Origin of the sequence: Amycolatopsis sp. NBC_00355 (assembly GCF_036104975.1) — a bacterium.
In the GTDB taxonomy this organism is placed as follows: Bacteria; Actinomycetota; Actinomycetes; order Mycobacteriales; family Pseudonocardiaceae; genus Amycolatopsis.
In genome coordinates this window covers 1,475,270-1,501,744 of sequence record NZ_CP107982.1, presented here as the reverse complement: position 1 = coordinate 1,501,744, position 26,475 = coordinate 1,475,270, and the positions used below count along the sequence as shown (strand labels likewise).

23 protein-coding genes and 1 pseudogene are annotated in these 26,475 nt (G+C 72.1%); 17 read left to right on the top strand and 7 right to left on the bottom strand.

The features are described 5' to 3' along the window. Positions 1-34: 34 nt before the first annotated feature. From OHS18_RS05885 to OHS18_RS05850, 8 genes are all read left to right on the top strand, one after another. Complete coding sequence (locus tag OHS18_RS05885; protein ID WP_328618732.1) at positions 35-1,606, top strand: hydantoinase/oxoprolinase family protein; 1,572 nt, start codon at positions 35-37, stop codon at positions 1,604-1,606. After that, on the top strand, positions 1,603-2,691 hold the full coding sequence (locus OHS18_RS05880; protein ID WP_328455278.1) for a DUF917 domain-containing protein: 1,089 nt from the start codon (positions 1,603-1,605) through the stop codon (positions 2,689-2,691). Before OHS18_RS05885 ends, OHS18_RS05880 begins: the two co-directional genes overlap by 4 nt. Before the next feature lie 82 nt (positions 2,692-2,773). Next, positions 2,774-4,369, top strand: coding sequence for an ABC transporter substrate-binding protein (locus tag OHS18_RS05875; RefSeq protein WP_328616233.1), 1,596 nt, complete (start codon positions 2,774-2,776; stop codon positions 4,367-4,369). A 10-nt stretch (positions 4,370-4,379) separates the two neighbouring features. After that, complete coding sequence (locus OHS18_RS05870) at positions 4,380-5,309, top strand: ABC transporter permease (RefSeq protein ID WP_328455282.1); 930 nt, start codon at positions 4,380-4,382, stop codon at positions 5,307-5,309. After that, positions 5,306-6,160: an ABC transporter permease gene (locus tag OHS18_RS05865; RefSeq protein WP_328616232.1), complete on the top strand. Its 855-nt coding sequence runs from the start codon at positions 5,306-5,308 to the stop codon at positions 6,158-6,160. Before OHS18_RS05870 ends, OHS18_RS05865 begins: the two co-directional genes overlap by 4 nt. Further along, positions 6,157-7,125: an ABC transporter ATP-binding protein gene (locus OHS18_RS05860; RefSeq protein WP_328616231.1), complete on the top strand. Its 969-nt coding sequence runs from the start codon at positions 6,157-6,159 to the stop codon at positions 7,123-7,125. The genes OHS18_RS05865 and OHS18_RS05860 overlap by 4 nt, the downstream gene beginning before the upstream one ends. Next, positions 7,122-7,916: an ABC transporter ATP-binding protein gene (locus tag OHS18_RS05855; protein ID WP_328616230.1), complete on the top strand. Its 795-nt coding sequence runs from the start codon at positions 7,122-7,124 to the stop codon at positions 7,914-7,916. The genes OHS18_RS05860 and OHS18_RS05855 overlap by 4 nt, the downstream gene beginning before the upstream one ends. After that, positions 7,913-9,283, top strand: a complete 1,371-nt coding sequence (locus OHS18_RS05850; protein WP_328616229.1) for a serine hydrolase domain-containing protein — start codon at positions 7,913-7,915, stop codon at positions 9,281-9,283. Before OHS18_RS05855 ends, OHS18_RS05850 begins: the two co-directional genes overlap by 4 nt. 29 nt (positions 9,284-9,312) lie before the next feature. Here the strand turns inward: OHS18_RS05850 and OHS18_RS05845 are convergent, their stop codons facing one another. Next, positions 9,313-10,608: a hypothetical protein gene (locus OHS18_RS05845; protein WP_328616228.1), complete on the bottom strand. Its 1,296-nt coding sequence runs from the start codon at positions 10,606-10,608 to the stop codon at positions 9,313-9,315. Positions 10,609-10,960: 352 nt separating this feature from the next. Continuing rightward, positions 10,961-11,293, bottom strand: coding sequence for a Sec-independent protein translocase TatB (locus tag OHS18_RS05840; RefSeq protein ID WP_328616227.1), 333 nt, complete (start codon positions 11,291-11,293; stop codon positions 10,961-10,963). 525 nt (positions 11,294-11,818) lie between these two features. Between OHS18_RS05840 and OHS18_RS05835 the strand changes: the two genes are divergently transcribed. Then, a complete protein-coding gene (locus tag OHS18_RS05835) occupies positions 11,819-12,496 on the top strand; it encodes a hypothetical protein (protein ID WP_328616226.1) in 678 nt (225 codons plus the stop codon). Between the two features lie 58 nt (positions 12,497-12,554). Here OHS18_RS05835 and OHS18_RS05830 read toward each other — a convergent pair whose 3' ends face one another. Further along, positions 12,555-14,087 (bottom strand): hypothetical protein, encoded by a 1,533-nt coding sequence (locus OHS18_RS05830; RefSeq protein WP_328616225.1) that lies wholly within the window; start codon positions 14,085-14,087, stop codon positions 12,555-12,557. A gap of 106 nt (positions 14,088-14,193) precedes the next feature. Between OHS18_RS05830 and OHS18_RS05825 the strand changes: the two genes are divergently transcribed. After that, a complete protein-coding gene (locus OHS18_RS05825; protein ID WP_328616224.1) occupies positions 14,194-14,316 on the top strand; it encodes a hypothetical protein in 123 nt (40 codons plus the stop codon). A gap of 22 nt (positions 14,317-14,338) precedes the next feature. Here OHS18_RS05825 and OHS18_RS05820 read toward each other — a convergent pair whose 3' ends face one another. Together OHS18_RS05820 and OHS18_RS05815 are read right to left on the bottom strand one after the other, a co-directional pair. After that, the gene (locus OHS18_RS05820; RefSeq protein ID WP_328616223.1) at positions 14,339-14,773 is read right to left on the bottom strand and encodes a hypothetical protein; all 435 of its coding nucleotides are present in this window, start codon (positions 14,771-14,773) and stop codon (positions 14,339-14,341) included. Between the two features lie 747 nt (positions 14,774-15,520). After that, positions 15,521-16,762 carry a hypothetical protein gene (locus OHS18_RS05815; RefSeq protein WP_328616222.1) on the bottom strand — a complete coding sequence of 414 codons (1,242 nt, stop codon included), beginning with the start codon at positions 16,760-16,762 and terminating at the stop codon, positions 15,521-15,523. Between the two features lie 230 nt (positions 16,763-16,992). Here OHS18_RS05815 and OHS18_RS05810 point away from each other — a divergent pair. From OHS18_RS05810 to OHS18_RS05800, 3 genes and pseudogenes are all read left to right on the top strand, one after another. Continuing rightward, a pseudogene (locus OHS18_RS05810) lies at positions 16,993-17,142 on the top strand (TetR family transcriptional regulator); the annotation flags it as partial. A 124-nt stretch (positions 17,143-17,266) separates the two neighbouring features. Then, positions 17,267-17,545, top strand: coding sequence for a hypothetical protein (locus tag OHS18_RS05805; RefSeq protein ID WP_328616221.1), 279 nt, complete (start codon positions 17,267-17,269; stop codon positions 17,543-17,545). A 43-nt stretch (positions 17,546-17,588) separates the two neighbouring features. Further along, the gene (locus tag OHS18_RS05800; protein WP_328616220.1) at positions 17,589-18,266 is read left to right on the top strand and encodes a hypothetical protein; all 678 of its coding nucleotides are present in this window, start codon (positions 17,589-17,591) and stop codon (positions 18,264-18,266) included. A gap of 589 nt (positions 18,267-18,855) precedes the next feature. Here OHS18_RS05800 and OHS18_RS05795 read toward each other — a convergent pair. Further along, positions 18,856-20,244 carry a KamA family radical SAM protein gene (locus tag OHS18_RS05795; protein WP_328616219.1) on the bottom strand — a complete coding sequence of 463 codons (1,389 nt, stop codon included), beginning with the start codon at positions 20,242-20,244 and terminating at the stop codon, positions 18,856-18,858. A gap of 131 nt (positions 20,245-20,375) precedes the next feature. On the opposite strand from OHS18_RS05795, the gene OHS18_RS05790 reads away from it, so the two are divergent. From OHS18_RS05790 to OHS18_RS05780, 3 genes are read left to right on the top strand one after another with little or no spacing between them, the layout of a single operon-like run. After that, complete coding sequence (locus OHS18_RS05790; RefSeq protein ID WP_328616218.1) at positions 20,376-21,980, top strand: amidohydrolase; 1,605 nt, start codon at positions 20,376-20,378, stop codon at positions 21,978-21,980. Positions 21,981-21,991: 11 nt separating this feature from the next. Next, positions 21,992-23,620, top strand: coding sequence for an apolipoprotein N-acyltransferase (lnt, locus tag OHS18_RS05785; RefSeq protein WP_328616217.1), 1,629 nt, complete (start codon positions 21,992-21,994; stop codon positions 23,618-23,620). Positions 23,621-23,646: 26 nt separating this feature from the next. Then, complete coding sequence (locus tag OHS18_RS05780; RefSeq protein WP_328455314.1) at positions 23,647-24,414, top strand: polyprenol monophosphomannose synthase; 768 nt, start codon at positions 23,647-23,649, stop codon at positions 24,412-24,414. A gap of 336 nt (positions 24,415-24,750) precedes the next feature. On the opposite strand, the gene OHS18_RS05775 is transcribed toward OHS18_RS05780, so the two are convergent. Continuing rightward, entirely contained in the window at positions 24,751-25,512 is a 762-nt protein-coding gene (locus OHS18_RS05775; RefSeq protein ID WP_328616216.1) for a DeoR/GlpR family DNA-binding transcription regulator, read from the bottom strand. Between the two features lie 48 nt (positions 25,513-25,560). Between OHS18_RS05775 and OHS18_RS05770 the strand changes: the two genes are divergently transcribed. Then, the gene (locus OHS18_RS05770; RefSeq protein WP_328455320.1) at positions 25,561-26,229 is read left to right on the top strand and encodes an NUDIX domain-containing protein; all 669 of its coding nucleotides are present in this window, start codon (positions 25,561-25,563) and stop codon (positions 26,227-26,229) included. Positions 26,230-26,475 lie beyond the last annotated feature (246 nt).

Here is a 26,475-nt window from a genome sequence, read left to right as displayed (position 1 = left end):
CGCCGCGGCGACCGGCGACGGTTGCGGGGTGGGCATGCGGATTGGCGTCGACGTCGGCGGTACGAACACCGATGCCGTGCTCATGGCGGACGACCGGATGGTCGCGCACGCGAAGCGGCCCACCTCCGGCGACGTGACCCTGGGGATCGAGCAGGCGCTCACCGCGCTGATCGCGACCGCGGGCGTCACCACCGATCAGGTCGACGCGGTGCTGATCGGGACCACGCACTTCCTCAACGCGGTGGTCGCCGTGCACGGGCTGACCCCCACCGCGGCGATCCGCTTCGCCGTCCCGTCCACGCGGGCGATCCCGCCGATGGGAACCTGGCCCGACGCCCTGTCGCGGGCGCTCGGCCCGCACCGGTACATCTGCGGCGGCGGGCACGAGTACGACGGCCGGACCGCGCTCCCGTTCGACGAGAGGGCGTTTCGCGCGATCGTGGACCGCATCGCCGCCGACGACGTCCGGGCCGTGGCACTGACGTCGGTGTTCTCGCCGATGAACGCGGGGCTGGAGGAGCGGGCCGCCGGGCTGCTGGAGGACCGCATCCCCGGCGTGACGGTCTGCCGGTCCCACGAGATCGGCCACCTCGGGCTGCTGCGCCGGGAGAACGCCACGATCCTCAACGCCTGCCTCATCGGCGTGGCCGACCGGGTGTTCGACGGTGTCTCCGCGATGATCGCGCGCCTCGGCTTCACCGGTCCGGTCTACGTCAGCCAGAACGACGGAACGGTGATGGACGTCGACTACGCCCGCCGGTTCCCGATCGCGACGTTCGCCTCCGGACCGAGCAACTCCATCCGCGGCGCCGGCCTGCTGAGCGGCCGCGACGAGTGCGTCGTGGTCGACGTCGGCGGGACGACCAGCGACGTCGGCGTGCTCCGGCACGGATTCCCCCGCACGTCCGTCGACAACGTCGGGGTCAACGGCGTGTACACCAACTTCCGGATGCCGGAACTGCGCTCTCTCGCCGTGGGGGGTGGCTCCCGGGTGGCCCTGCGCCCGGACAGCGCGGTGGTGCTGGCCGACAGCGTCGGTCGCGACCTGCGCCGCGCCGCGGTCGTGTTCGGCGGCACCCAGCCGACGCTGACCGACGTCGCGGTCGCCGCCGGGCTGGCCCCGCACGTCGGGGACGCCGGCCGGGTGGCGGGCTGGGACCGCGGCCGTTGCGCGGCCGTTCTCGCCGACGTCCACGCCCGGCTGGCCGAAGCGGTGAAGGGGGTCCGCACGACCCTCCGGCAACCCCCGCTGGTGGCCGTCGGCGGCGCCGCTTTCCTGGTGCCGCCGCGGCTGCCGGGGATCTCGCACGTCGAACGCCCGGAGCACCACGCCATGGCCAACGCCGTCGGGGCCGCGATGGCGCAGGCCGGTGCCGAGATCGACCGGGTGTTCCAGGCGTCGGCCGACGACCTGGGCAGCCGCCTCAGCAGGGCCGAGGACGAGGCGGCGGCCCGCGCGGTCGCCGCCGGCGCCGACCCGGACTCGGTCCGGGTCATCTCGGTGAACCTGCAGGAGCTCGGCTACTTCGACAACGAGGTGACCCGGGTCCGGATCCGCGCGGTGGGCGACATCCAGCGCACCCGTCAGCAGCCGGAGCCGGTGTGAGCGGCGCCGGCGGGCCGCTGACGCCCGCGCCCGAGCCGATCACCGGGATCGGCCTCGACGACCTCGCCGTCATCAACCAGGGCGCGCTGGTGCTGGCCTGCGGCCGGGGCGGTGGCTGGGAACGCTCGGTGCTGTACGACGTACTCGCCTACGCCATGCGGTCCGGGGAGACGCTGCCGGTCGTGCGGGCCGCGGACCTGCCCCCGGACGCCTGGGTGGTGCACGTCGCGATGCTGGGCTCGCCCGCGATCCTCGGCGAAAAGCTCCCCGACGGCACCGAACTCGCGCGGGCGGCGCGGCTGGTCGCGGACCGGCACGGGGTGCGCCTGGCCGGTGTGGCCAACGTGGAGATCGGCGGCCTCAACGCCTTCGCCGCCCCCTTGGCCGCGCTGGAACTGGGCCTGCCGGTCGTCGACGGGGACCTGATGGGCCGGGCCTCGCAGCACTTCAACCAGATCATCCTGTCCGCCACCGGTTTTCCGCCCGGCACCGTGAGTTTCGTGGACAACCAGCAGAACCACATCGTGCTCCGGACCGACGACGTCGCCGTCGTCGACCGGGTGGGCGATGCGGTGGCGGTCGCCTTCGGCGGCTGGGCGGCGGTGAGCCTCTACCTGCTGCGCGCGAGAGTGCTGGGGGTGCACGGGATCACCGGCTCGCTCAGCCGGGCCCGCATGATCGGGGCGGCGCTGACGCCGCCGCTGACCGGGACGGTCGACGACCTCATCGCCCGGATCGGCGGTCGCCGGCTGTTCCACGGGACCATCACCGAGCTGAGCACGTCCGTGCGCGCCAGCGAACCCTGGGCCGTCGTGATCGACGACGGCGACCGGCTCGCCCGGATCGACGCCGAACAGGAGTACCTGGTGTGCGCGGTCGACGGCGAGGTCGTCGCGACCGTCCCCGACATCATCTGCCTGCTGGCCGACACCGGGGAACTCATCGACATCGAGAAGCTCCGGCTGGGCCTGCCGGTGTCGGTCGTCCGCCTGCGTTCGGACCCCAAGTGGGAGGACGCGCGGCTGGCACACCTCGCCGGTCCGGAGGCGTTCGGTCTCGACCTCGACCCGCTGCTGCCCCCGTGATCGCCCGTTCGGGCAGCCCCGCCGGCTTCGGGGCGATCTAAGTTGTCGAGGCAGCGCCGAGAGATGCACCTGCGAGGCTGATGTGGATTCTGCCGGCACCGATCCCCGGGGCCACCTGATCACCCGAGCGCGGTTCCTGCGGCTCGCCGCGGGTTCGGTCGCCGGCCTCGCCGTGGGTGCGCAGACCTCGTGCAGCCCCGCGAACGGACCTTCACCCCAGGACGACACGCCGGTGCGCGGCGGTGAGCTCACCTTCGCCCGCAGCCAGGACCCGCTGGGTCTCGACCCGGTGTCCGTCACGGACAACGGCTCGATCTTCTTGCTGTACAACGTCTTCGACACCTTGGTGACGATCAACGCGGACTCGACGGGGGTCTCTCCCGCGCTCGCTGCTTCGTGGACGACCTCCGCGGACGGCACCCGCTACGTCTTCACGCTCCGATCCGGCGTGCGGTTCTCCGACGGTACCCCGATGACCGCGGCGGACGTGGTGTTCTCGCTCGACCGCGCCCGGGGACCGGACAGCGCCTACGCTTTCCTGTTCGCCCACATCACCCATGTCGGCGCGACCGCGGCGGGCACCGTCGAGGTGGTGGTCGACCGGCCGTACCCGCCGCTGATCGACAACCTTTCGCTGTTCGCCGCCGGGATCGTCCCCCGCGCCGCCGTGCAACGTGACTCCGCCGCCTTCGCGGCGGCGCCGGTCGGCACCGGCCCGTTCCGGGTGGCGTCCCTGGTGCGGGGCCAGGAGGTGGTGCTGGCCCGCAACGAGCACTACTGGAAACCCGGCCGCCCGTACCTCGACCGGATCGCGATGCCCTACGTGCCGGACGACACGGCGCGGATGCTCAAGCTCCAGGCCGGCGAGGCGCAGCTCGCGGAGAGCGTGCCGCGAGCCGAGGCCGAACGCCTGCGCGGGCACCCCGAGCTGGACGTCTCGGTCGACGAGGCGTTCCAGCTCGACGCGGTGTTCTTCAACTACAACTCGGCACTGCTCGCCGACCGGAGGGTGCGCCAGGCCCTGTGCCACGCCGTCGACGTCGAGGGCATCAACCGGTCCGTCTACTACGGACTCGGCGCCGTCGCCAACGGCGTCACGCCGAAGATGCGCGGCTGGAGCCCGGACGTCCGGGCCTATCGGTACGACCCGGCCGCGGCCAGGCAGCTGCTGGCCCGCGCCGGGATCCCCGCCGGCACCGAACTCCCGCTGCTGGTCAACTCCGGCGACGCCACCGCCGTGACCACCGCGCAGGTGATCGAGCAGGGCTGGCGCACGGCCGGGCTGCACCCGGTGATCCAGCAGGTCGACTTCGCCACCCTGGTCCAGCGGCTGCAGGCGCAGGACTTCGTCGCGCTCCTGGCCTTCGAGACCGCCGACGTGCCGTCACCGTGGGAGATGCCGCAGCTCACCTTCGCCTCGGACAGCCCGACCAAGGGCATGTACACCTCCGTGCGCAACAGCATGCTGTCCGACGCGGTCGCTGCCGGTCCGCTGCACCTCACCCCGGCCGAACAGGAGCGGGCCCTGCAGGCGGTGCAGCAGCTCGGCATGGACGAAGCACCGCTGCTGCCGATCAGTTTCCCGCCGACCGTCACCGGGCTCGGAGCCGACGTGCAGGGCTTCCGGGCGGTCGGCACCGCGTGGTGGCGCCTGGAAGACGTCTGGCTCGCCCGATGACCCGCGCCCGATGACCGGGTACGCCGCCCGCCGCCTGCTGGCCGCCGTGCCGACCCTGCTGCTGGCCGTCGTGCTGGTGTTCGTCCTGCTCCACCTGATCCCGGGGGACGCCACCGCGCAGCTGCTCGGCGGCAAGGCGTCGGCCGCGGAGGTGGCGCGCCGCCGCGCCGAACTCGGCCTCGACCGGCCGGTGCCCAGCCAGCTGGGCACGTTCCTGGCCGGCCTCGCCCGCGGTGACCTCGGCACGTCGCTGACGCGGGAGCAGCCGGTGACCCAGGTGATCGCCGCGGCGGCGGCCCCCACGCTCCTCCTGCTCGTCCTCGGTATCGCGGCGAGTTCCGCGGGCGGGTTCCTGGCGGGGACACTCGCCGCGTACCACCGCGGCCGGCCGCTGGACCACCTCGTGCGCGCCGGCAGCGTCACCGGCGGGGCCGTCCCGTCGTTCTGCGTGGCCATCGTGCTCATCCAGCTGCTGGCGCTGAACCTGCGGCTGCTCCCGGTCTCCGGCTACCGTGCGGGCTTCGCCGGGCTGCCCTACCTCGTGCTGCCCGTGCTCACCTTCACCGTCATGGCCGGGTCGGTGCTGACCCGGCTCGTCCGCGCCGGCGTGCTCGGGGAACTGCCGCGGGAGTACGTCGCCACCGCGACGGCGCGGGGGCTGTCCCCGCGGCGGGTCCGCACCGGGTACGTGCAGCGCAACGCCGTCCTCCCGGTCGTCACCTACCTGGGCACCAACATCGGCAGCCTGATCGGGGTCGCGGTGGTGATCGAAAACGTCTGCGCGGTGCCCGGGCTCGGGCAGCTGCTGGTGCGGTCCGTGCTGGAGCGGGACCTGCCGGTCGTCCAGGGCGTCGCGCTCGTGCTCGCGGTGCTCGTCATCGGCGGGAACATCCTGGCCGACCTGGTGTGCGCGGCCCTCGACCCGAGGTTCCGCCTGTGACCGCCGCGCCGGGACTCGCGTCGCCCGGCGTCGGCAGGCGGGACGCCGAGGTGCTGGCCGGCGCGGCGATCCTGCTCGTCCTGGTCGCCGCGGCGGTGCTGGCGCCGGTGCTGACCCCCTGGGACCCCACCGCCGTCGACCTGCTGCACCAGCACGAGTCCGTGTCCGCGGCGCACCTGCTCGGCACCGACCACCTCGGCCGCGACGTCCTGGCCCGCGTGCTCCACGCCGGCCGGACCGACCTCGCGGTCGCCGCCGGCGTCACCGTCGCCTCGGCGGTGCTGGGCACGGGGCTCGGGGCCCTGTGCGGGTGGCTGCGCGGCCCGCTCCCGGCGGTAGTGCTGCGGCTGGTGGACGTCGTGGCCGCGTTCCCGTTCCTGGTCCTGGTCCTGGCCGTGCTGGCGGTCACCGGCCCCGGTCTGGGCGGTGTCCTGCTCGCGATCCCGCTGACCGGGTGGATCAGCTACACGCGGTTGTGCCGCACGGAAATCCTGGTGCTGCGCGAAGACGGCCTCGTCGACGCCCACCGCGTGCTCGGCCTCGGCGGCGGGCGGATCCTGCTGCGCCACGTGCTGCCGCACGCGCTCGGTCCGTGTCTCGTGTACTCGACCAGCGATTTCACCGGCAACCTGGTGCTGATCGCCGCCGTGTCCTACCTGGGCGCCGGGGTCCAGCCGCCCACCCCGGAGTGGGGCGCGATGATCGCCGAGGGCCAGCACTACCTCGACCGGGGCTGGCTGCCGCTGGTGGCCGCGACCGCCGCGGTGGTGGTGGCCGGGCTGGGCGCGAGCCTGCTCGGCGACGGGCTGGCGCACCGCCTGCGGACCCCGGCCGCCGGAGCCGCGGCATGACCGGCGACGTCCTGCTGGCAGTGCGGGACCTGACGGTCGCGTTCGGCGCGCCGGAGCACGCCGCGGTGACCGGCGTTTCCCTGGACGTGCGGCCCGGCGAAATCGTCGGGGTGGTCGGGGAATCGGGGTCGGGCAAGACGGTGCTGTGCCGGACGGTGCTCGGCCTGCTGCCCGCCTCGGGCCGGGTCGTGCGCGGGGACGTCCGGTTCCGCGGCCGGTCGCTGCTCGGCGACCCCCGGGCCCTGGCCGCGGCGCGGGGGAGCGGGATCGGGTACGTGCCGCAGAACTCCGTGGCGGCCCTGAACCCGGTGCGGCCGGTCCGGGCGCACCTGGTCGAAACCCTGCGTGCGCACGGAACGCGCACCCGGCGAGCGGCGGCCGCCGAAGCCGCGGCGCTGCTCGAGACCGTGGGCCTCGACCCGGCCGTCGGGGCCGCGTACCCGCACGAGCTGTCCGGCGGGATGCGCCAGCGCGTCCTGATCGCGCTCGCCCTCGCGCCGCGGCCCGCCGTGCTGCTCGCCGACGAACCGACGTCGGCGCTCGACGTCGTGGCCCAGCTGCGGATCCTCGACCTGCTCGCGGCCGTGTCCCGGGAGCGGGGCACCGCGGTGGTGGTGGTGTCCCACGACATCGGCGCGATCCGGCACCTGTGCCACCGCGTCGTCGTGCTGTACGCCGGCGGCGTGGTGGAAGCCGGCCCGGCCCCGGCCGTCCTCGGCGAACCGGCCCACCCCTACACCCGCGGCCTGCTCGCGGCGCTGCCGCGGGCGGATCCCGGATCCCCCGGCCGGCTCGCCGCGATCCCCGGCACGGCACCGGCACCGTCGCACCGGCCCACCGGCTGCGCCTTCCGGGACCGCTGTCCCGTGGCGACGCCCCGGTGTGCCACCGAGCCACCGGCGCGGCAGGCCGGTCCGGGGCACGTGTTCTCCTGTCATCTCGTCACGCAGGAGGTGGCCGGATGACCGAGCCACTGCTGGCGGCCCGGGACCTCACCGTCCGGTTCGGCGGCGGCCCCGGAAGGCGATCCCGGCGAGAGGTGCTCGCGCTCGACCGCGCGTCGGTGGCCGTCGCCGCCGGCGGGGCGCTCGGCGTCGTCGGGACATCCGGCAGCGGCAAGACCACCCTCGCCCGGTGCCTGGTCGGGCTGACCCGGCCCGGCACCGGGGTGGTCCGGCTGTCCGGCCGGGACGTCGCCGGGCTCACCGGCGCGGCGGCCCGGGAGTTCCACCGCCGGGTCCAGCTGGTGCCGCAGAACTGGGGCAGCGCCCTGGACAGCCGCTACTGCGTCGCCGACGCGATCGCCGAACCCGCCCTGCTCCACGGCCGGACCACCCGCCGCGGCCGGAACGAGTTCGTCACCGGTCTGCTCGACCTGGTCGGGCTGCCGCGGTCCTACGGCGTCCGGCGGCCGCACGAGCTGTCCGGCGGGCAGGCCCAGCGCGTGGTGATCGCCCGCGCGGTGGGCCTGGACCCCGATGTCCTGATCGCGGACGAGGCGGTGACCGCGCTCGACGCGTCCACCCGGGCACAGATCGTCAACCTCCTCGCGGAGCTGCGTGCGCGGCTCGGCCTGGCGCTGGTGTTCATCAGCCACGACCTCGCGCTGGTGGCCCACGTCGCCTCGGACGTCGTCGTCATGCACGAGGGCGCGGTGGCCGAGGCCGGCCCCGCGGCCGACGTGCTGCGCCGGCCCGCCACCGCGATCGCCGCCGAGCTGGTCGCGGCCGCCCGCACCCGGACGGAACCGTCGTGAGCGCGCCCGGCCGCGGTCACGACGACGACCCCGAACTCGAAGCGCTCGTCCGCGACCTCGCGCCGCGGCACCGGGTGCCCGGGGTGTCGGTGGCGATCGCCGACCGCGGCGGGGTGCGCCGCGCCGTCACCGGCCACGTGACCGCCACCTCCGCCGTGCCCGTCACCGCCGACACGTCGTTCCCGATCGGGTCGGTGACGAAGATCGCGGCCGCCGCGATCGTCGTGTTCCTGCTCGACCGGGCGGGCCTGACCCTGGACACCCTGGTCCGCGCGCTGCTGCCGGGTCTCGACGTGGCCGCGGACGAGCCCCTGGCCCAGGTCACCGTGCGGCACCTGCTGACCCACACCAGCGGCCTCGACGGTGACTACCTGCCCGTCCTGGACGACGGCCCGGACGTGCTGAGCCGGTACACCCACGCGTGCCGCCACATCGCGTCCGCCTTCCCCGCGGGCACCCGGTTTTCCTACTGCAACGCGGGATTCGTGCTGCTCGGCGCCATCGCCGAGCGGCTGAGCGGCGCGGCGTGGCCGACGCTGTTCACCCGGTTCTTCGTCGTCCCCGGCGGCCTGCGCGGCACCTGGGTCGCCGAGCACCGGCGGCGGCCCGGCGACCTCGTGCGCGGGCACGCCTACGAGGCCGCCACCGGTCGCTTGGTCGAGGACCAGGGCTGGGAACACCCCTACATCGCGTCCGCCGGCCTGGTCGTGGCCACCCCCGCGGACCTGCTCACCATCCTGCGGGCGGTCACCGAAGGCACCACCGGGCCGTTCGCGGCGGCGGCTTCGGTGCTGGCGGGCCCCGCCGTCGCCACCCCGGCCGGACACTCCGTGCCGGGCGCGGTCGGCTGGACCCCGGGCTGGGCCGAGTGGGATTTCGGCGGCCTGCGCGTGCTGGGCTACAACGGCCAGATCCACTGCCAGGTCACCCAGGTCCGGGTGGCGCCCGGGCACGACTTCGCCGTGGTCGTGGCCACGAACGGCCTCGGCGGCGACAGCGTCGCACGGGCGGTGTTCGAGCACGTCTTCACCCGCCGGTTCGGCGTCCGCGTGCCACCGCTGCCGCGCGAAGTACCCGCGGGCGCGCACGAAACCCTGCCCGAGCACGCCGTGTACACCCACGGCGACACGGTCCTGACCCTCGGGCGGCGGGCCGGGCGGCCGGTGGTTTCGCTGGGCTACGGTGCCGCGCTCGCCGGGTGGGCGCCGGCGGCGATCGACCACGCTCCGCTGATGCCGGTCGACGACGGCACCTGGACCGTGCGCTGGCCGCAGGCCCACCGCACGGTGGCGTTCACCGGGCCGCGGGAGGATGGCGCCCGGTCCTGGGCCCACTACGACGCGCGCGCCTTCCGCCTGCGCCCCTGACGCGGCCGCGCCAACGGGCGGTCAGTGCGTCAGGCCGGCTTCAGCAGCGCGTCGCGATGCGTGTCGTAGAGCTCCTGGAGACGCCGGGTCGCGACGTACGCGTACGCCTTGTCGAACAGCTCCGCGGTCGCTGTGGCCGTGCCGGCCGCGATCGCTTGGACGGCTTTCGCGACCTCGTCGAGGTACCGGCGCCGGATCGCCAGATCGGTGTCCTCGACGTACTGGCGGTAGGTGTAGACGGCCCATTCGGCGGAGACGTTCCGGCGGTACTCTTCGACTCCGGCCAGGAAGGCGAGCTCGTAGTGCTGGTTGAGCTTGGCGAGCAACTGGTACAGCCGCTGCTTGTGGAACGGTGCCGCCGAGTCCCAGAACTGCGTGAACGCGTCCGGGAGTTCGACGTCCGCGCGCAGTTCGGTGCCGAGCAGGATCTTCTTCTTCGAGCCGGTCGCCCGGATCGCTTCCTTGACGATCCCGAAGTCGCCGCCGGGCAACGGGTTCACCACCCAGGAGGTGCTGCTCGTCCGGATGATCGAGCCGACGGTTTCGGTGGGGGAAAGCCCGTGCTCGCGCATGCAGGCGAACCGCGCGACCGCGAACACCGGATCGGTCGGCGACGCGCTGAAGACGATGCTCTTGCGGAACTGGGTGTAGAAGCAGGGGCCTCCCGCGGTCACGGTGTCCGCTCGCAGCTGGGCGATGTTGCGCGTCACCAAGGCGTCCGTCTCCAGCATCATGGTCAGCGTCCAGGTGTAGCCACCGTCCACCAGGCCCGCGTAGCCGAGTGACACCGAGCCGTCGGCCGCCAGGACGACCCCGTTGTTGAGGACACCGTCGTTCTTGTCGCCCAGCGAGCCGTCCGTCAGGTACGGCTCGGCCTTGCGGTACGCCTCCGCCAGCAGGTCGTCGGTGATCACCAGACCGAACTCGTCGAGCACCGCCTGTTCGAACGACAGCGCGACCGCACCCTGGAGTGGCGTGTCGCCGAGGTAGATCATGTTCTTGATCCGGTTGGTCGCCGCGTCGGCGGCTGCACCCGGATCCTCGTCCGAGCCATCCGGGGAGGTGTCCCTGAGCGCGAGGAATTCGTCGACGACGTCCCGCTGCCGGTCCGGCCCCTCCAGGGCGTCCATGCCCCAGCCCGAAGCGGAAATCGCCTCGAGCATCGCATAAGCCAGATCTCGCAGCTCGGAGGTGTCGTTCGCGCAGAAGCCGGTGAGCGCTTCCTCGAACTCGACCACGTCGCCCGCGGATTTCTCGACGGCTTCCGACAGGTAGTACAGCAGCACGTCTCGCGGATTCGTCCGGTCCGGTTCGGCCGTCGTCATGGAGGTTCCTCCCAGTCCGTGGGCGGGGCGGCCTGCCGAGAGCCGAGCCCGTGGTGCGCGACACCGAAGTCCGAGCGCACGTCGCTTCCCCGCCACCCTCGACGAGCGGTCCCCTCCGGACATCCTGCGGGGCGGCGGTCGATCCGGCCCGGCTGTGGCAGGCAACCGCCGGGGCACGTGGGCCTGCCCCATCGGGCACCGGCGTCGCGCGTCCGATCGGCCCGTCGTGCGGCGAGTCACCGGAGCAGCCTCCGGCTCCGGCTCCGCCGAGAGCGGGAGTATCCGTCCGTTGTGGACAGTTTCGTCCGCGGCGGTCCGGGAACGCGCGCCGCCCAACGAGCACCGCGTCGGCTCAGGTGGCGTCCGGGTCGATCGCCGGCGACGAAGAGGCGGCGACCAGCGCGGGCGGCGACGAGGGCGGGACCTCGTCGAGGAAGCGTCGGAGCGTGGTCGCCGGATCGAGCGCGCGCAGATCCGGCAGCGGTTTGCGCAGTTCGCGAAACTCCGGTTCGAGCTCGGTCTCGAGCCGTCGCTGCGCCGCGGACGCGAGGTCACGAACCCGACGCACCGCATCGGCCAGCCACTGAACCGCACCGGGTAGCCGTTCCGGGCCCAGGATATACAGAGCGGCCAGCAGGAGGACCGTCAGATGTCCCAGGCTGATACCGAACACGACCACCTCCACTGCGTTTGTACCCCGTCCCACCCTACGGACCAGCAGCGGTCGGCGAATCCGGGCCGATCGGGCTGTCCGATCGGTGGATCCGTTCACCGGGAACCGCCCGTAACGTGCTTCACGGCTCGGTGAGCGGGAAGCGAAGTGGGTGTACTGCGGGTGATGCTCGTGGCGGTCGTGCTGCTGTTCGGGCAGGAGTGACCCGCGGACGCGTCACCCGCGAACGCCTCCTCCGTTCCGCTCGGCGACTGGATGGGGATCTTGCCGGAATCGCGGACCCCCGCTCACCGAGCCGCCTCGGCCGGCACCCGCGGCTCGGCGATGTCCGGCCGCCCCGCTGCCCGTTCGGTTGCCCGCGGGAACACCGACGTGGGCGCGTCCCGCCGCTACGGTTCGGGCAATCCGTCCGTCAAGGAGCACCCGATGACAGGGGTGAAGCACCGGTACCCGCTCGACGCGGTCGCGTTCGCCGGGATCGGCGTGACGGTCGGCACCTTGGGTTACAGCGAAAACAACGGACGTTGAGGCGGAGCGATGCACATCCTTCCCGAGAAGTGGGTGGCCGGCCTGCACCACGAAGAACAGGTCGACAGCCTCCACTTGATCAACCAGTACTGCGCGCTTCACGAGACTCGCGGCTTGGGACCCAAGGAACGCGAGGTGCTGGACGAGCTCTTGCGGACCGCCGAGGAGTTCGTGCACGAAGTCGCGGGGCAGCTGGCGGCGCTGGAGAGCACTGTGGCGACCGCGCTCGCCGCGGTTCCATTCAAGGAGGCCGAAGAAACCCGGGAAGCGCTGGACAGCATCGTCGTGGCGGCGGCCCAGTGGAACGCCTGGCCCTTCCACACCATCCTGGATCGGCTCAAGGACGACAACCGGCAGATCATCGAAGCCTACGACATGAACCACTACCCGGTGCTCGCCGACTACCTGGCCGAATTCGACTCGGCGTACCTGGACGGCGTGAACGAGCTCCGCGGGCTGCTGGCCGACTGGCTGCCCGAGTTCCACAAGCCGGACGAGAGCTTCGACGGCACGTCATACCGGGCGAAGAACGCCTTGCAGGAACTCGGGAAGATCGACGAAGGCCTACTCCGGCTGCACAGCGTCCTGAGCGCCGGCGGCCACCTCGTGCACAACTGGCACGCGAACTACGCGGAGATCCTGCAGGTCATCAAAGCCGACCTCGCCGAGCTCGCGGCCGCCTTCTGACCGGGGCGGCAGCCGCCGCGATGGCCGGAGCAAGGTGAAATCCGCACCCGGGGTCACTTCACAGTGAGCTGCTGGCACATGGGGAGTGCAGATAGTACTTGCGACCGGTGGTTTCACAAAGGATCTGAACGGTGGCCAGGTCGGTCTCCACCTGGTCGCCGCAGCTCCAGCAGGGAGTGGGCAGGTTGGCGAGGTCGTGCGCCAGGAGGCTTCCGTGGAGGAGGCAGTGCCGGTCGCACACGGGGCAGCGCGTCTGCTCGTCGGCTTGCCACTCGGGTTCCGGGCCGATGCACTCGAACCCGGACGGGAGATCCGGCTCGGCCGGCGGGGGTTCGCTCTCGTCCAGGGTTCGGGCGTACTTGGCCGGAGGCGTCGCGTCCTCGCCGATCTGCCGCGCGCGCTTGCGGCTGACAGCCGCAGTGGGGGCCGAAAGTGCGTGTCGGAGTGTCTCGTTGTGGTTGGTCAGGACGAATTTGACGGCTTCCTGGTAGGCGAAGTCGAGCCGGCCCACGAACTCGGCTACGTCGTGCTCCTGTCGCGCCCGGCCGATCATGGCCCGGATCGCGTCTTCGGTCTGGGGCCACTCGCGAGCCTGAGCACGCTTCTTCCGCGTGTTCAGCAGGTGGTACCTGGATGCGAATTCGCTCCAGGTGGCAGTGTCCGATGCGGACACAGCGGTGGCGCAACGCGCGATCCGAAAGCACTTCTTTTCCGTCGCGACGATGTTCGACGCGTCGGACTGATCGAGGATGTGCCATATCGCCTTCGCCGCGTCGCTGTCCTCCTGCTTCCTCAACGCGGCGCAGTTGCGTCGCGCTCCTTCCCACGTTCGGAAGAGCCCGGTCAGCTCGGTGAGCTTGCTTCGGACGACGGGAAGATCGTGCAACCAGCCGACGGCCTCGAGGTTCGAGTGGTAGATGGCCGAAATCAGCTGCAGCCAGCTGGGTGCGTCTTCGTCCTCGAGCGGAATGGCGGCGATCTTGGCGGCGACAGCCACGGCCTTGATGCGCGGCCGGTGCTTCAGCAGCGCCTTCTCGCCGTCGAGGAGGCTGTCGAACCAGGCTTTCGCGTCAACGGGGTCTTGTTCGGCTCGTTCGGCGATCCGCTTCTCCAGTTGAGACACCTCGTCGGCGTGCCCCCGTCCGGGTGCGGCACCCGCGCGGCGTTCGGACGGCGTGTGGCGGATGCGCCGATGGCTGTGGTCGGGGAAAGACATGCAGCACACCATGCGCACGTCGTCGAGTTTCCCGGCCAGGGGCCCGTCCGCGGCGACCAGCACGCTCAGCTTGGTCGGCGTCTCCAGCAGGTGAACGTGCCGGTAGGCGTCGCCGAGGTACTCCCGGGCTGTCTCGCTCTCGTCCGCCGTGAGGGGGGTCAGTGCGAGGTCGGGTAATTGCCAGTCTCGGGGAAACAGGTCGAAATCGTACCAGTGCTCGGACGGTGGCTTCTCCTCGTTCTTGATGATGTCGAGTCCCGCGGTCTGGCTGAGTCCCAAGCCGAACCGGCCGTAGAAACCCAACCGGCAACCCTTGCGACCGTAGGGAAAACGATCCTCTCCGCTGACCTGCCCGTGACACAGTACGTACACCATCGGCCGACCACCCGCTTTGCTCGCTTGTGGCGAGGCTAATCGGAGTGCGGGACCGGAGTGCGCCCGTTGAGGCAGCCGTCAGGGCAACTGACACCGAGAGTCAGGGGTGGAGGTGGTCGCCGGCGACCTCGCGGTGCCGACCGTCGACGAGGACGCCGCCGTGATCCTCGGCCGGGCCGCACGCGGCTTCGAAGAGTTCGTCCCCGGCCACATCGAGGCGTTCTCATGAGGCCGCCGGTTGCGGAAATCCCTCAGAACTGCACTGCCCGCACGGCGTGATAGCTCTGCGCGCCGGTGGTCCCGAGAGTGACGAAGGGATCGATTCCCTGGATCTGACCGGGGTGGACGTAGTAGGTCGTGATGGCGCCCGGGTTGGCCACGGCCAGGTTCGCCACCATCGCCTGGCACTCCTGTGCGCGGCCGGTGTTCGGGAAATCGTTGCTGATCACCTCGATGTGCGTGACCGGCGATTCGAGCTGATCGACCAGTGACCTGAAGGTTTCCCGGCAGTCGTCGGTGTCCGACATGAACGGCCAGTGGTAGCACGCGACCTTGCCGTCGCCCGCGAAGGCCATGACAAGTGCGCACGACGTCGTGCCGAGGCACAGCACCTGATCGCCGACGTCGGCGATCACGTACTGGCCCTGTTCGATGGTGTGCATCACTCTGCCCTCGTCCCACGACATCGCCGTCTCGTTTCACCACCGTCAGCGTCCCGGCCCGGCGGCGGCCTCCCGGTTCCTTCGAGGGCAACCCTGAGCGCGAAACGGACCGACGGCGGCGGCCGGCCGGTGCCCGTGAGGCTGCCCGCCGGGGATCGTGCAACGGCGGCAGCCGGCGCGAATCGCTCAGGCGCCCGGCACGCCGATCGTGTCCGGGCCTTGACGCTCGACCGCATGCGTGAGGTGGTAGCGCGAACCCGAAGGGAGGCCGATCGGGGCCCTCCTGGGCACTTTCGAGGCCGGTCGGCAAGCCAACACGAATCGTGCCCGCGGCCTTCGCCGGCACCCACCGATCCGTACCGACCTCGACGTTCCGAGTGCAGGTCCGCGGTCCGCTCGGTTCGCCAACCCGGCCCTCAACGCCCGCCACCGCACCGAGGTCTTGGGTACCAGTGTGCGCTCGAAACAGGCGAACGCACTGAACCATGCTGGCTGCGGTCGCCCGATCGGCGGAGCAGCCACGAGAGCGCGGGTCGGTCTCGATGCGGTGTATAACCCGTGCGCTCATGCCGAGCAGCGGATTCGGGCCGGGAATGTACCTGACGGGATAGCCGGCAACCAGTGCGGCGGCAATCAGCTCGCCATTGGTCACGTACTTACCGATCGCGCGCTCAACGAGGTGTTTCATGCTGTAGCTGCCGACCGTGGGTGTCTTGATCGGCGCGATGTTCCGCCTCAGCCAGGCAGCGACCTCCAGCGACGAATGACGGCTCAGGACGCGCCGGGCACGCCGAGCTTCCAGAACACGAACGCCGGCTCCTGGTGCACCTTGGCTTCCCGGCGCAGGCCGTCCCGGACCGCCGGGCCGAAGCCGAGGAGGCTCGAGAGGGCACCGAAGATCGTCGCCGCGGGTGGTGCGGCGCCGGCCATCCCGCCGGCGACGGCGAAGCCGGCCGTGGCCAGGACGAAAGGCAGGTCACGCAGCAGAGTGTTGCGCCGCATGGCTTTCTCGATGACGCGGATGTTCGGCCGGAACACCTCGTCGAAGACCCGGGCGACGTCCGCGGAGAACTGCTCCTCGTCCGGATCCGAGCTGATCAGGTCTTCGGTCAGCGCGAGGTGCCGCCGGAAGGCGTCGAACGCCTCGTCGTTACCCCGGATCGTGAGCAGGTCCAGCGTCGGCACCTGTTCCAGGACCGGCCGGGTGAACGTGTCGACGAAGGACAGCAGCCTCGTCCCGGGATGCAGGCCGTTCATCGCGTCCCGGGCCAGCCGCCAGTACGCGTCGGACGTGCTCCAGAACGTCCCGTCGACCGCTTCCGCGTGCAGCAGCCCGTTCCACGTGGTCAGGGACTGCAGGGTCAGCCGCGGCTCGACGGTGAAGCGGGCTATCTCGGCAGGACCCATGCCGAACTCCGTCCACAGCTCACGGTCCAGCTCGATCTTCGCCTGCTCGGCCAGCAGCGGCAGCCGGTACTCGACCCACTGCGGATAGCTGTGCACGTCGTAGCCGAGCATTTCCAGGTGGTCGCCGAGGTGGTCGGTGACCGCGCGCTCCACCGCGGTCACGGTCTCCTCGGCCGCCATGCGCAGCGGCCGGAACACGACGAGCCCGGCCCGTACCAGCGGCAGCACGTCCCATATCCGCTCGAGCTGGGTCGCCAGGTGGGCCAGCAGCCGGGTGCCGGTCTGCCTGCCGAAGGTCCGCCGGTAGAAGTGGGCGAACCGCTTGATGTGGTCCTGCACGTACAGCAGCGGGTCGTCGCAGATCACGAGGTCCGCGACCAGCACCGCGCTCTTGACCTCGGCGGACCAGTCGCGCCAGGGATCGAGGGCGATGACGGCGACCCGGCCCGGTTCCGGCCGCGGCTCCTGGCCGGGCGCGGGCAACCCCGCGTAGAAGGCGCGGAGCCGCTCCAGCATCGCTTCGGCATCTTTGCGCTTGCTCAGCGACAACTCGAGTTCGGGGAGGAGTTCGTCGAGGAACCGGCTGTACTCGCTGTCGGCGGACATCAGCGACCCCGGGTGTAGTCGGATCCGGCGTGCCCGGTGACGACCTCGAGGGTGCTCAACGGGGAGGTGCGATCGGCCATCATCGGACAGGACGGCTGGACAGCACACGCATGCCGGCACTCTACGGTGCGAACGCGTTGGCAGGGCAAGTCCGGCATCGTCATCCATTTCATCGCGTCCCTTCCCCTGAGGGATCGGCCGCATGCCCTCCGGCACAACGCTCTCCCGGGCGGCCCGGACTTCGACGCCTGCCAGGCGCGGTGCTGGTGCACGCCGGGTTCGGCGTGGTGGTCGAGGCCGGGCGCCGCCTGCACCGGCAGGACAGCCCGGCGCACCGCGCCGCCGTGGCCGCGTTGTTCGTGGGTGCCCTGGACCTGTGACGCCGGCTCGTTGAGCCGTTCGGGTGGCGACTCGGCCGGCGGCCAAACCTCCCGGGGCCGCCGGGCGTGGCGGGGGAGACGGCCGACTCCCGGGGGAACCATGCTCAAGCGAACTCTTCTACTCGTGGCGGCGCTCGGCGCCGCCCTCGTGCCCGGCGCACAACCCGCGGTGGCGGCGGGCTGCACCTGGGCGATGACACCGCTGGCACTGCCGGCGCCCTACACCAGCAGCGAGGTCTACGCGGCGGCCGAAGGCGGCTGGTTCGTCGGCGCGGTGCGCGGCCCCGACGCGTATTCGCAGGTGCGGTGGCACGGCGGTCAGGTCGTTTCGTCGTTCCGCCTGGTCGAAGTGCGCGACATCAACTCCTCCGGAGACGTCGTGGGGGACGGGGGGGACCGGTGATTGGTGGGCCGCGAAACCCGTCGTGTACCGCGGTGGCCACTACGTGAACCTGCCCATGCCGCAAGGGTTCCGGTCCGCCAAGGCCACGCACATCAACAACGCCGGGGACGTCATCGGCGTCGCCTACGGTGAGTTCGGCGGCGACGTCCACCCGGTGCTGTGGGCCGCCGCGCGGCCGGGCACGGCCGAGGTCCTGAACCCGGATCCGCAGCACCTCTACGACACCTACCCGGTCGACGTCGACGAGCAGGGCCGCGTCCTGCTCTACACCGACGTCGGCGAGCGCTCGGGCGAGGTGTTCGTCCGAGCCGCGGACGGCGGTTACCGGCAGCTGCCCCCGCTGTACCCCGGCGGCGCGGTCTACCTCGAGGCCTTCCACGGCGGCCGCATCGCCGCTTCGGTCGTCACGCCCGAGCTGACGACGGTCGCCATCGAGGCGGACCTGGCCGGGAACGTCGTGCACACGACCACCGAAGCGGCCGACACCCTGTTCCTCGACGCCGGCACGACGATGGCCGGCGTGGCCCACACCTTCGGCCCCGAGAACTACGAACTCCGCATCTGGGACAACGGCGAACCCACCGCCGACCTGGCTGGCGACGCCGACTTCAACGCGGCCCCGCAGCCCGCGGGGCTCACCGACGACGGGACGCTGGCCGCGACCATCAGGTTGCCGGGCACGACGCAACCGCGGGCGGTGGCCTACCACCGCGGCTGCTGACGTCGCGTGCATCACGTGGCCGCCGCGCCGACTTGCTCCTGGTCGACGGCGACCCGACGACGACCATCGGCGACACGCTCAACACGCGCGCGCTCTGGCGGCCGGGCAGCGGGCTGAAGGAATCGTGACGGTCGGGCGCGGTCGGCAACCGCCCGCGGCTGTGCCGGGCCAGGTGCTGGTCGCAGCCGACGTGTCTCCGGCGAGGGCCGAGGGGCGCCTTCCGCGATGCGGCCGCGGTCGGCCAGGCCGAAACGGCGGTGCCCGCGGCGACCCTCCGGAAAGTGTCTGGCCGGTACCGCGAGTAGTCGGCGGGGTCCGGGGCATCGGAGGCGTCGTCCCAGCGCACGGCCAAGCTCCTCGACGTACTCGACGAGCTTGGCTGTCGTGATCGCGTCCGTACGGCCTGACTGATCCGCGCCCGTCGCCAGGTCCGGGCGACTGTCCACAGTGGATCTTCTGGGCCGTATGGCGATCGGTCGCAACCGGTGAGCACCGGCCTTGACCAGCCCAAACACGCGTATAAGTCGAGGGGCGCCGCGCGGCCCCGATCGGGACCGCGCGGCACCCCTCGCACAGTGACGCGTCGGCGTCAGCGGGAGCGGTTCGCCCACCAGGTCTGGCCGGCTTCGGGCAGGGTGGTGATCGGGTCGTAGTAGGGGTAGCGCCGCTGCAAGGCTTCCGGGTCGTCCAGCTCGATGCCGGTCCGGTAGTTCTTGGTCCAGTAGGAAATCCCCAGCTCGCGGTCGTAGTCGGCGAGCTGGTGCACCCAGCGCTTCCCGACATACGGCACGTCGCAGACGATGCGCGGGGTGGCGTAGCCGGGGAGGTAGCCCATGATCGCGTGCTGCAGCTCCTGGGCTTCGTGCACGGAAACCCGCCAGTGCTCGGCGTTCGGGATCATGTCGCACATGTAGAAGTAGTACGGCAGAATGTTCGCTTCGCCCTGCAGCGCGAAGCACAGGTCCAGCAGCTGGGCCGGCGTCGCGTTGACGCCGCGCATCAGGACGCCCTGGTTGCGGACGTCGCGGACGCCCACGTTCAGCGCCGTCTGGGCCGCTTCCGCCACCAGCGGGGTCACCGACTGGGCGTGGTTGACGTGGGTGTGGATCGCCAGGTTGACGCCGCGGCGCTGGGCGGTGACGGCGACGCGCTCCAAGCCTTCGACGACCTTCGGCTGGAGCCAGTGCTGCGGCAGCGCGGCCAGGGCCTTGGTCGCCAGGCGGATGTCGCGGACGGTCTCGATGTCCATCAGGCGCATCAGGAACGACTCGAGCTGCGGCCAGGGCACGTTGGCGACGTCGCCGCCGGAGACCACGACGTCGCGGACGCCCGGGGTCTTCTTCAGGTACGCGATCATCGCGTCCTGGCGGTCGACCGGCTTGAGCGAGAGCTTGTGCTTCTCGACCTGCTCGGTGGAGTTGCCGACGAGGTCCATCCGGGTGCAGTGGCCGCAGTACTGCGGGCAGGTCGAGATCATCTCGGCCAGCACCTTGGTCGGGTAGCGGTGGGTCAGGCCCTCCACGACCCACATCTCCGCCTCGTGCAGTGAGTCGCGCTCCGAGTGGGGGTGGCTCGGCCACGTCGTGTCGCGGTCGCTCTTGACCGGGAGCATGTAGCGGCGGATCGGGTCGGCGTAGAACGCCTCGGTGACCTTCGCCGGGTCGGTGCCCGCCGTCGGCGCCATCGTGTTGATCATCTGCGGCGGCAGCAGCATCGACATGGTCGCCATCTCGCGCTGGTCGGCGGCCAGGTCGTCGTAGAAACGCTCCTCCAGCAGGTCGCCCATCAGGGCGCGCAGCTGCTTGGCGTTGCGGATGCAGTGCACCCGCTGCCACTGGGCGTCGCGCCACTCGGCGTCGGTCACGTCGTGCCAGCCGGGGAAGCGGCGCCAGTCGGGTTCCACCAGCTCGGCGCGGGCGTACTTATAGGGCTGGTCGATCGCGGCGGCAGGCGTCACAGGTTCCTGGATCGCAGTCACTTGTACTCCCAGTCGTCGGTTAGGCGTCAAAATATCCTGTCATAACGTTCTCACGGAGTAAATCTTCCTGCATGCTCGTAGATCTTCCCCCAGGTGGCGGAGGGGTTCGAGACGCGGAGCAGACTCAAGACGTGACGGACGAACACACCACGCTCCTGCTCGGCGGGCGCATCTACACCCCGGCCGGCCCGGACGCCACGGCCTTGGCGATCACCGGCGGCACCGTCGTCTGGGCCGGGCAGGACGGCCCGGCCCGCGCGCTGCACCCCGGCGCCGAGGTCGTCGACCTCGACGGCGCCTTCGTGGCCCCCGCGTTCGTCGACTCCCACGTCCACGCCACCGCCACCGGCCTGCACCTGACCGGCCTCGACCTCACCGCCGTGCGCGACCGCGCCGGGCTGCTGGCCGCTGTCCGCGACGCCGTCGTCCCCGGGCAGGTCCTGCTGGCCCACGGCTGGGACGAGACCGCCTGGACCGACCCGCGGCCGCCCAGCCGCACCGAACTTGACGCCGCCGCCGGGGACACCCCGGTCTACCTGAGCCGCGTAGACGTCCACTCCGCCCTCGTCTCCACCGCGCTGGTCGAGCTGGCCCCTGCCGCCCGAGGTGCCGACGGCTGGTCGCCCGACGGCCCGCTGACCCGCGACGCCCACCACGCGGTCCGCACGGCCGTGCGCGCCGCCATCACCCCCGAGCAGCGCGAACGCGCCCAGCGGGCGTTCCTCGCCGAAGCCGCGAAGCAGGGCATCGTGAGCGTCCACGAGTGCGCCGGGCCCGACATCTCCGGCCGCGACGACCTCACCGCGCTCCTGGCCCTCGCCGGCCCGGGCCTGCCCGAGGTCATCGGCTACTGGGGTGAGCTCGGCGCCGTCGACACCGCCCGCGAACTCGGCGTCCGCGGCCTGGCCGGTGACCTGTTCGTCGACGGCGCCCTCGGCTCCCGCACCGCGGCCCTGACCGAGCCGTACGCCGACCACCACGGCTCCGGCACGCTCTACCTCGACGCCCACCGCATCGGCGAGCACCTCGCCGCCTGCACCGAAGCCGGCCTGCAGGCCGGCTTCCACGTCATCGGCGACGCCGCGACCGCCGAGGTGATCGAAGGCTTCCGCCTCGCCGAGAAGGAGGTCGGGCAGCGCGCCCTGGCCGCCCGCCATCACCGCCTCGAACACCTGGAGATGGTCACCGCCGAGCAGGCCCAGATCCTCGCCGGCTGGGGCGTCGTCGCCTCGATGCAGCCCCTGTTCGACGCCGCGTGGGGCGGCACCGACGGGATGTACGCCGACCGCCTCGGCGCCGGCCGCGCGGCCGGGCTCAACCCCTTCTCCGCCCTGGCCGCCGAAGGCGTCATGCTCGCCTTCGGTTCCGACGCGCCCGTCACGCCCCTCGACCCGTGGGCCGGCGTCCGCGCGGCCGCCTACCACCGGACGCCGGGCGCGGGCCTGTCGCCTCGCGCCGCGTTCACCGCCCACACCCGGGCCGGGCACCGCGCCGCCGGCGTCCACGACGGGAGCACCGGGAGCCTGGCCCCGGGCGCGCCGGCCCACTACGCGATCTGGGACGCGACCGACCTCGTCGTCGCCACCCCCGACACCCGGGTGCAGCGCTGGTCCACCGATCCGCGGGCCGGCGTGCCACCGCTGCCGCGCCTCGAGCCCGGGGCGGCGCTGCCGCGCTGCCTGCGCACGGTGCGCGCGGGCGAGGTCGTCTACGACGACTTCACGCCGGGCACCTAGAGTCAACCCCTGTGGCAGTCACCGTGGCGGACCCCGAACCGGGCGCTTCGCACAAACCCGCCCGTACCAGGCCCTTCCCCCGGATGTGGCTGCTGCGGCTGGCCGGCGCGCTGGTGTCCGGTTTCGCCTATTACCTGAGCTTCGCGCCGCGCCCGCTGTGGTGGCTCGCCCCGCTCGCGTTCGCCGGGTTCGCCCTCGTGCTGCGCGGCCGCACCTTCCGGGGCGCGTTCGGGTACGGCTTCGCGTTCGGGTTCGTCTTCTTCCTGCCGCTGCTGACCTGGCTGCTGGACTTCCTCGGCCCGGACTACGGCCCGTGGCCGTGGCTGGGCCTGTCGTTCGCGCTGGCCCTCTACTACGGCCTGGCGGGCGGTCTCATCACGCTGGTGTCGCGGCTGCCGCTCGCGCCGCTGTGGGGCGCGCTGATCTTCATCGCGATGGAGACGCCGCGCGCGTGGTTCCCCTTCGGCGGCTTCCCGTGGGGCCGGGTCGCGTTCAGCCAGCCCGAAGGCGCGTTCCTGCCGCTCGCCTCGATCGGCGGCGCGCCCCTGGTCGGCCTCGCCGTCGTCTTCACCGGCTTCTGCCTCGCCGTGCTCGCCGGAGGCCTCTGGGACGCCCGTGCCGCCCTGAAGCCCGCCCTGCGCGCCCGGCGCAACGTCCTGGCCGCCCTCGGCACCGTGCTGCCCGTCGTCGCGGGCCTGGCCTGGTGGCCGGCCATCGGGACCGGCGCGCAGGACGGCGAGCGCACGATCGCCACCGTGCAGGGCAACGCCCCGGACATCGGCCTCGCGCTGCAGGGTGAGCGGGACCTGCTGCGCCGCAACACCCTCGCCGAGAGCGAACGGCTGCTGGACGCGATCCGTGCCGGGAAGGTCCCGAAGCCGGACCTGGTCCTGTGGCCGGAGAGCGCCACCACCGTCAACGGCCCGGACCCGCAGGTCGACCAGCTCGTCGCGAGCTTCGGCGTGCCCGCCCTGATCGGCGCGCTCTACGTGCTGCCGGACCGGCACATCCAGAACTCCGTCATCGCCTGGGACCCGCGCACCGGGCCCGGGCAGCGCTACGCGAAGCAGCAGCTCGTGCCCTTCGGCGAGTACGTGCCCGCCCGCAAGCTCGCCGAGCTCGTCACGCCGTTCGTCGACCAGGAGACCGTCGACATGGTCCCCGGCGACGGCGCGAACCAGACCCTGGCCGCCGCGGGCACGAAGGTCGGCGTGTTCGTCTGCTACGAGGCGGCGTTCGACTACCCGGCCCGCGACGCCGTGCGCGACGGGGCCGAGGTGCTGGTCGTGCCGACCAACAACGCCTGGTACGGCGAGAGCGAGATGAGCGTGCAGCAGCTGGCCATGTCGCGGCTGCGGGCGGTCGAGCACAGCCGGTCCGTCGTGGTGTCCGCCGTCTCAGGAGTGAGCGCGATCGTCGCCCCCGACGGGACGGTTACCAGCTCAACGGGCCTTTTCACCGCGGATTCCCTGGTCGGGCGCGTCCCGCTGCGGACGCAGACTACGCTGTCGGATCGACTCGGTGCGTGGACGGAGTACGGGCTGCTGGCACTGGCGATCGCCGGGGTGGCCGGCGGGCTCGTACTCCGTTTTCGCACCCGGCGCAGCAGCGCCGGCACGGCAGGGGACACGGCGGACTGACCGCCGGGGATATCGGAGGAGCACGGATGTCGCAGGCGCCGCGGGGGGCCCGGGGAATCGAGCCGGTGCTGGTGGTGATCCCGACCTACAACGAGCGGGAGAACCTCGGGCCGATCCTGGACCGCCTGCACAAGGCACTTCCGGATGTGGACGTGCTGGTCGTGGACGACGGCAGCCCGGACGGGACCGGTGAGCTCGCCGACGAGCGCGCCGCCGCCGACGAGCACATCCACGTGCTCCACCGGACGGAGAAGGCCGGCCTGGGCGCCGCCTACATCGCCGGGTTCCGCTGGGGCCTCGCGCGGGAGTACAACACCATCGTCGAGATGGACGCCGACGGCTCGCACGCGCCCGAGGACCTGCCCCGGCTGCTGGACGCGGTCGGCGACGCCGACCTGGCCATCGGGTCGCGGTACGTGCCCGGCGGCAGCGTGGTGAACTGGCCGGTCAACCGCCAGATCCTCTCCCGCGGCGCCAACGTCTACTCGCAGCTCGCGCTGGGGATGCGCGTGCGCGACATCACCGCCGGGTTCCGCGCGTACCGGCGTCCGGTGCTGGAGAAGCTGGCCCTGGACGAGGTCAACTCGCACGGCTACTGCTTCCAGATCGACCTGACGCTGCGCACGGCCGACGCCGGCTTCGAGATCGTCGAGGTGCCGATCACGTTCACCGAGCGCGAGATCGGCGAGTCCAAGATGAGCGGCTCGATCATCCGCGAGGCGTTCCTGCGCGTGGCGACGTGGGGCGTGCAGCGCCGCACACAGCAGCTGAAGCGGCTGTTCAAGCGCGGCTGAGCGCCGTCACGATCCAGGCCTCGGAGCCGAGGAAGACGCCGTCGGGGTCTGGTGCGCGGTGAACGCCGCGCGCAGCTGGCCCACTACGGCGTCTTCCTCGTCATGGGCGGCGAGCACTTCCTGCGCGTTCCTGAGCCCAGGGGTGAACTCGACCGCCGTGGCGCTGTCGGGGCCGTAGCAGACCGGTTCACCCACTTCGGCGGCCTCGAACGCGGCTTCTCCGCGTTCTCGACGCAGGTGACGGCCGCCGCGGCCCGGAAGCGTTCGTTGTGCGGGCGGATCTCGGCGTCGAACAGCGCCGCGAACTCGACCCCCGTGCTCACTCATGGCGTTTCCTCAGTGGCCGGTGAGCCGCAGCTCGACCCCCTGCGCTGCAAGTTTCCGCACGTTCGGGTCGGCTTCGTCGGCGTCGGTGATGATTCCGGCGACGTCGGCGAAGGGCAAGACCGCGCACCGCGACGCCGCGCCGAGCTTTTCGGCGCTCGCCAGCACGTACGTGTCGGCCGCGCGCCGGGCCAGCGTCCGCTTCATCGCGGCTTCGTCGGCGTCGCCGGTGGTCAGGCCGGCCTCGGGGTGGACGCCGGTGACGCCGAGCAGGAAGACGTCGGCGCTGATCGCCTGGGCTGCCTCGGCCGCGGCGGCGCCGCAGGTGACCGCGGAGTGCCGGAACAGGCGGCCGCCGAGCAGGAACACCTCGATGCCGGCGTGGTCCAGCAGCGCGGCGGCGACCGTGGGGCTGTGGGTCACGACGGTCGCCGCCAGGTCCCTGGGCAGCGCTTTCGTGACGGCCAGGGAGGTGGTCCCGCCGTCGAGGATGACCGTCGACCCCGGCCGGATCAGCCCGGCGGCGAGGGCGGCCACCCGGTCCTTGCCCGCCACGGCGATCGACGTCCGGCTCGCGTAGTCGGCGACGGCGGGGGAGATGGGCAGCGCGCCGCCGTAGACGCGCTGGCAGAGCCCGGCCGCGGCGAGGTCGCGCAGGTCACGGCGGATGCTGTCCTCCGAGACACCCAGCTCGGCCGCGACGTCCTTCGCCAGCACCTTGCCTTCGGCGGCCAGCCGGCCGAGCAGCAGCTCGCGGCGTTCCCCGACCAGCATGCACGATCCTCCTTGTTCGTTCCGAGTCGTGCACATTATGGTCGCGGCATGACCACTTCGACAAGCGTGCCCGGCCTCGACGTCCCGGATCACCGCGGCCGCACCGGCCTCGACCGCGTGGGCCGCGACCTGGACCGGAACCCGCGGGTGCGCGTCACCGGCGTCGAGCTGCTCGCGGCCGGCTGGCACGTGCTGCGCCGCACGACGCTGGACTACCGCCACGACGACGGCCACTGGACGACCCAGCAGCGCGAGACCTACGACCGCGGCAACGGCGCCACCGTGCTGCTCTACGACCTCGAGAGCGCGACTGTGCTGCTGACCCGTCAGTTCCGCTACCCCGTCTACGTCAACGACCACCCCGACGGGATGCTGCTGGAGGCCGCGGCCGGGCTCCTGGACGACCAGGACCCCGAGACGGCCATCCGCCGCGAGGCCGAAGAGGAGACCGGCGTCCGCATCGGTGAGCTGGAGCACGTGTTCGACGTCTTCATGAGCCCGGGCTCGGTCACGGAGCGCCTCCACTGCTACGCCGCGCCGTACCGCCCGGCCGAACGCGGCCCGGGTGGCGGGCTCGCGGAGGAGGGGGAGGACATCGAGGTGGTCGAGCTGCCGTTCAAGGAGGCCCTCGCGATGGTGCGCACGGGGGAGATCGCCGACGCCAAGACGATCATGCTGCTGCAGTGGGCGGCCCTGGAAGGCCCGTTCAGCCGCTAGCCGGCCGCCGTGAGGGGCACCCTCATGGCCTACGGCGAGCCGCCGGGCGCGCGGCGGTAATGCACCAGGTGGCCGGTCGTGAGGGGCACCCTCAGGGGCTTTTATGTCCCTGAGGGTGCCCCTCACGACTGTCGACGGTCCAACGCGGTCGCCCGGGCACCCGGCTGGTTGCGGGTTCACGTGCGGCTGAGGTGTGACACCGCGGTGCCGTGAGGGTGCCCCTCACGGCGCCGCGGTGAGCTGTCG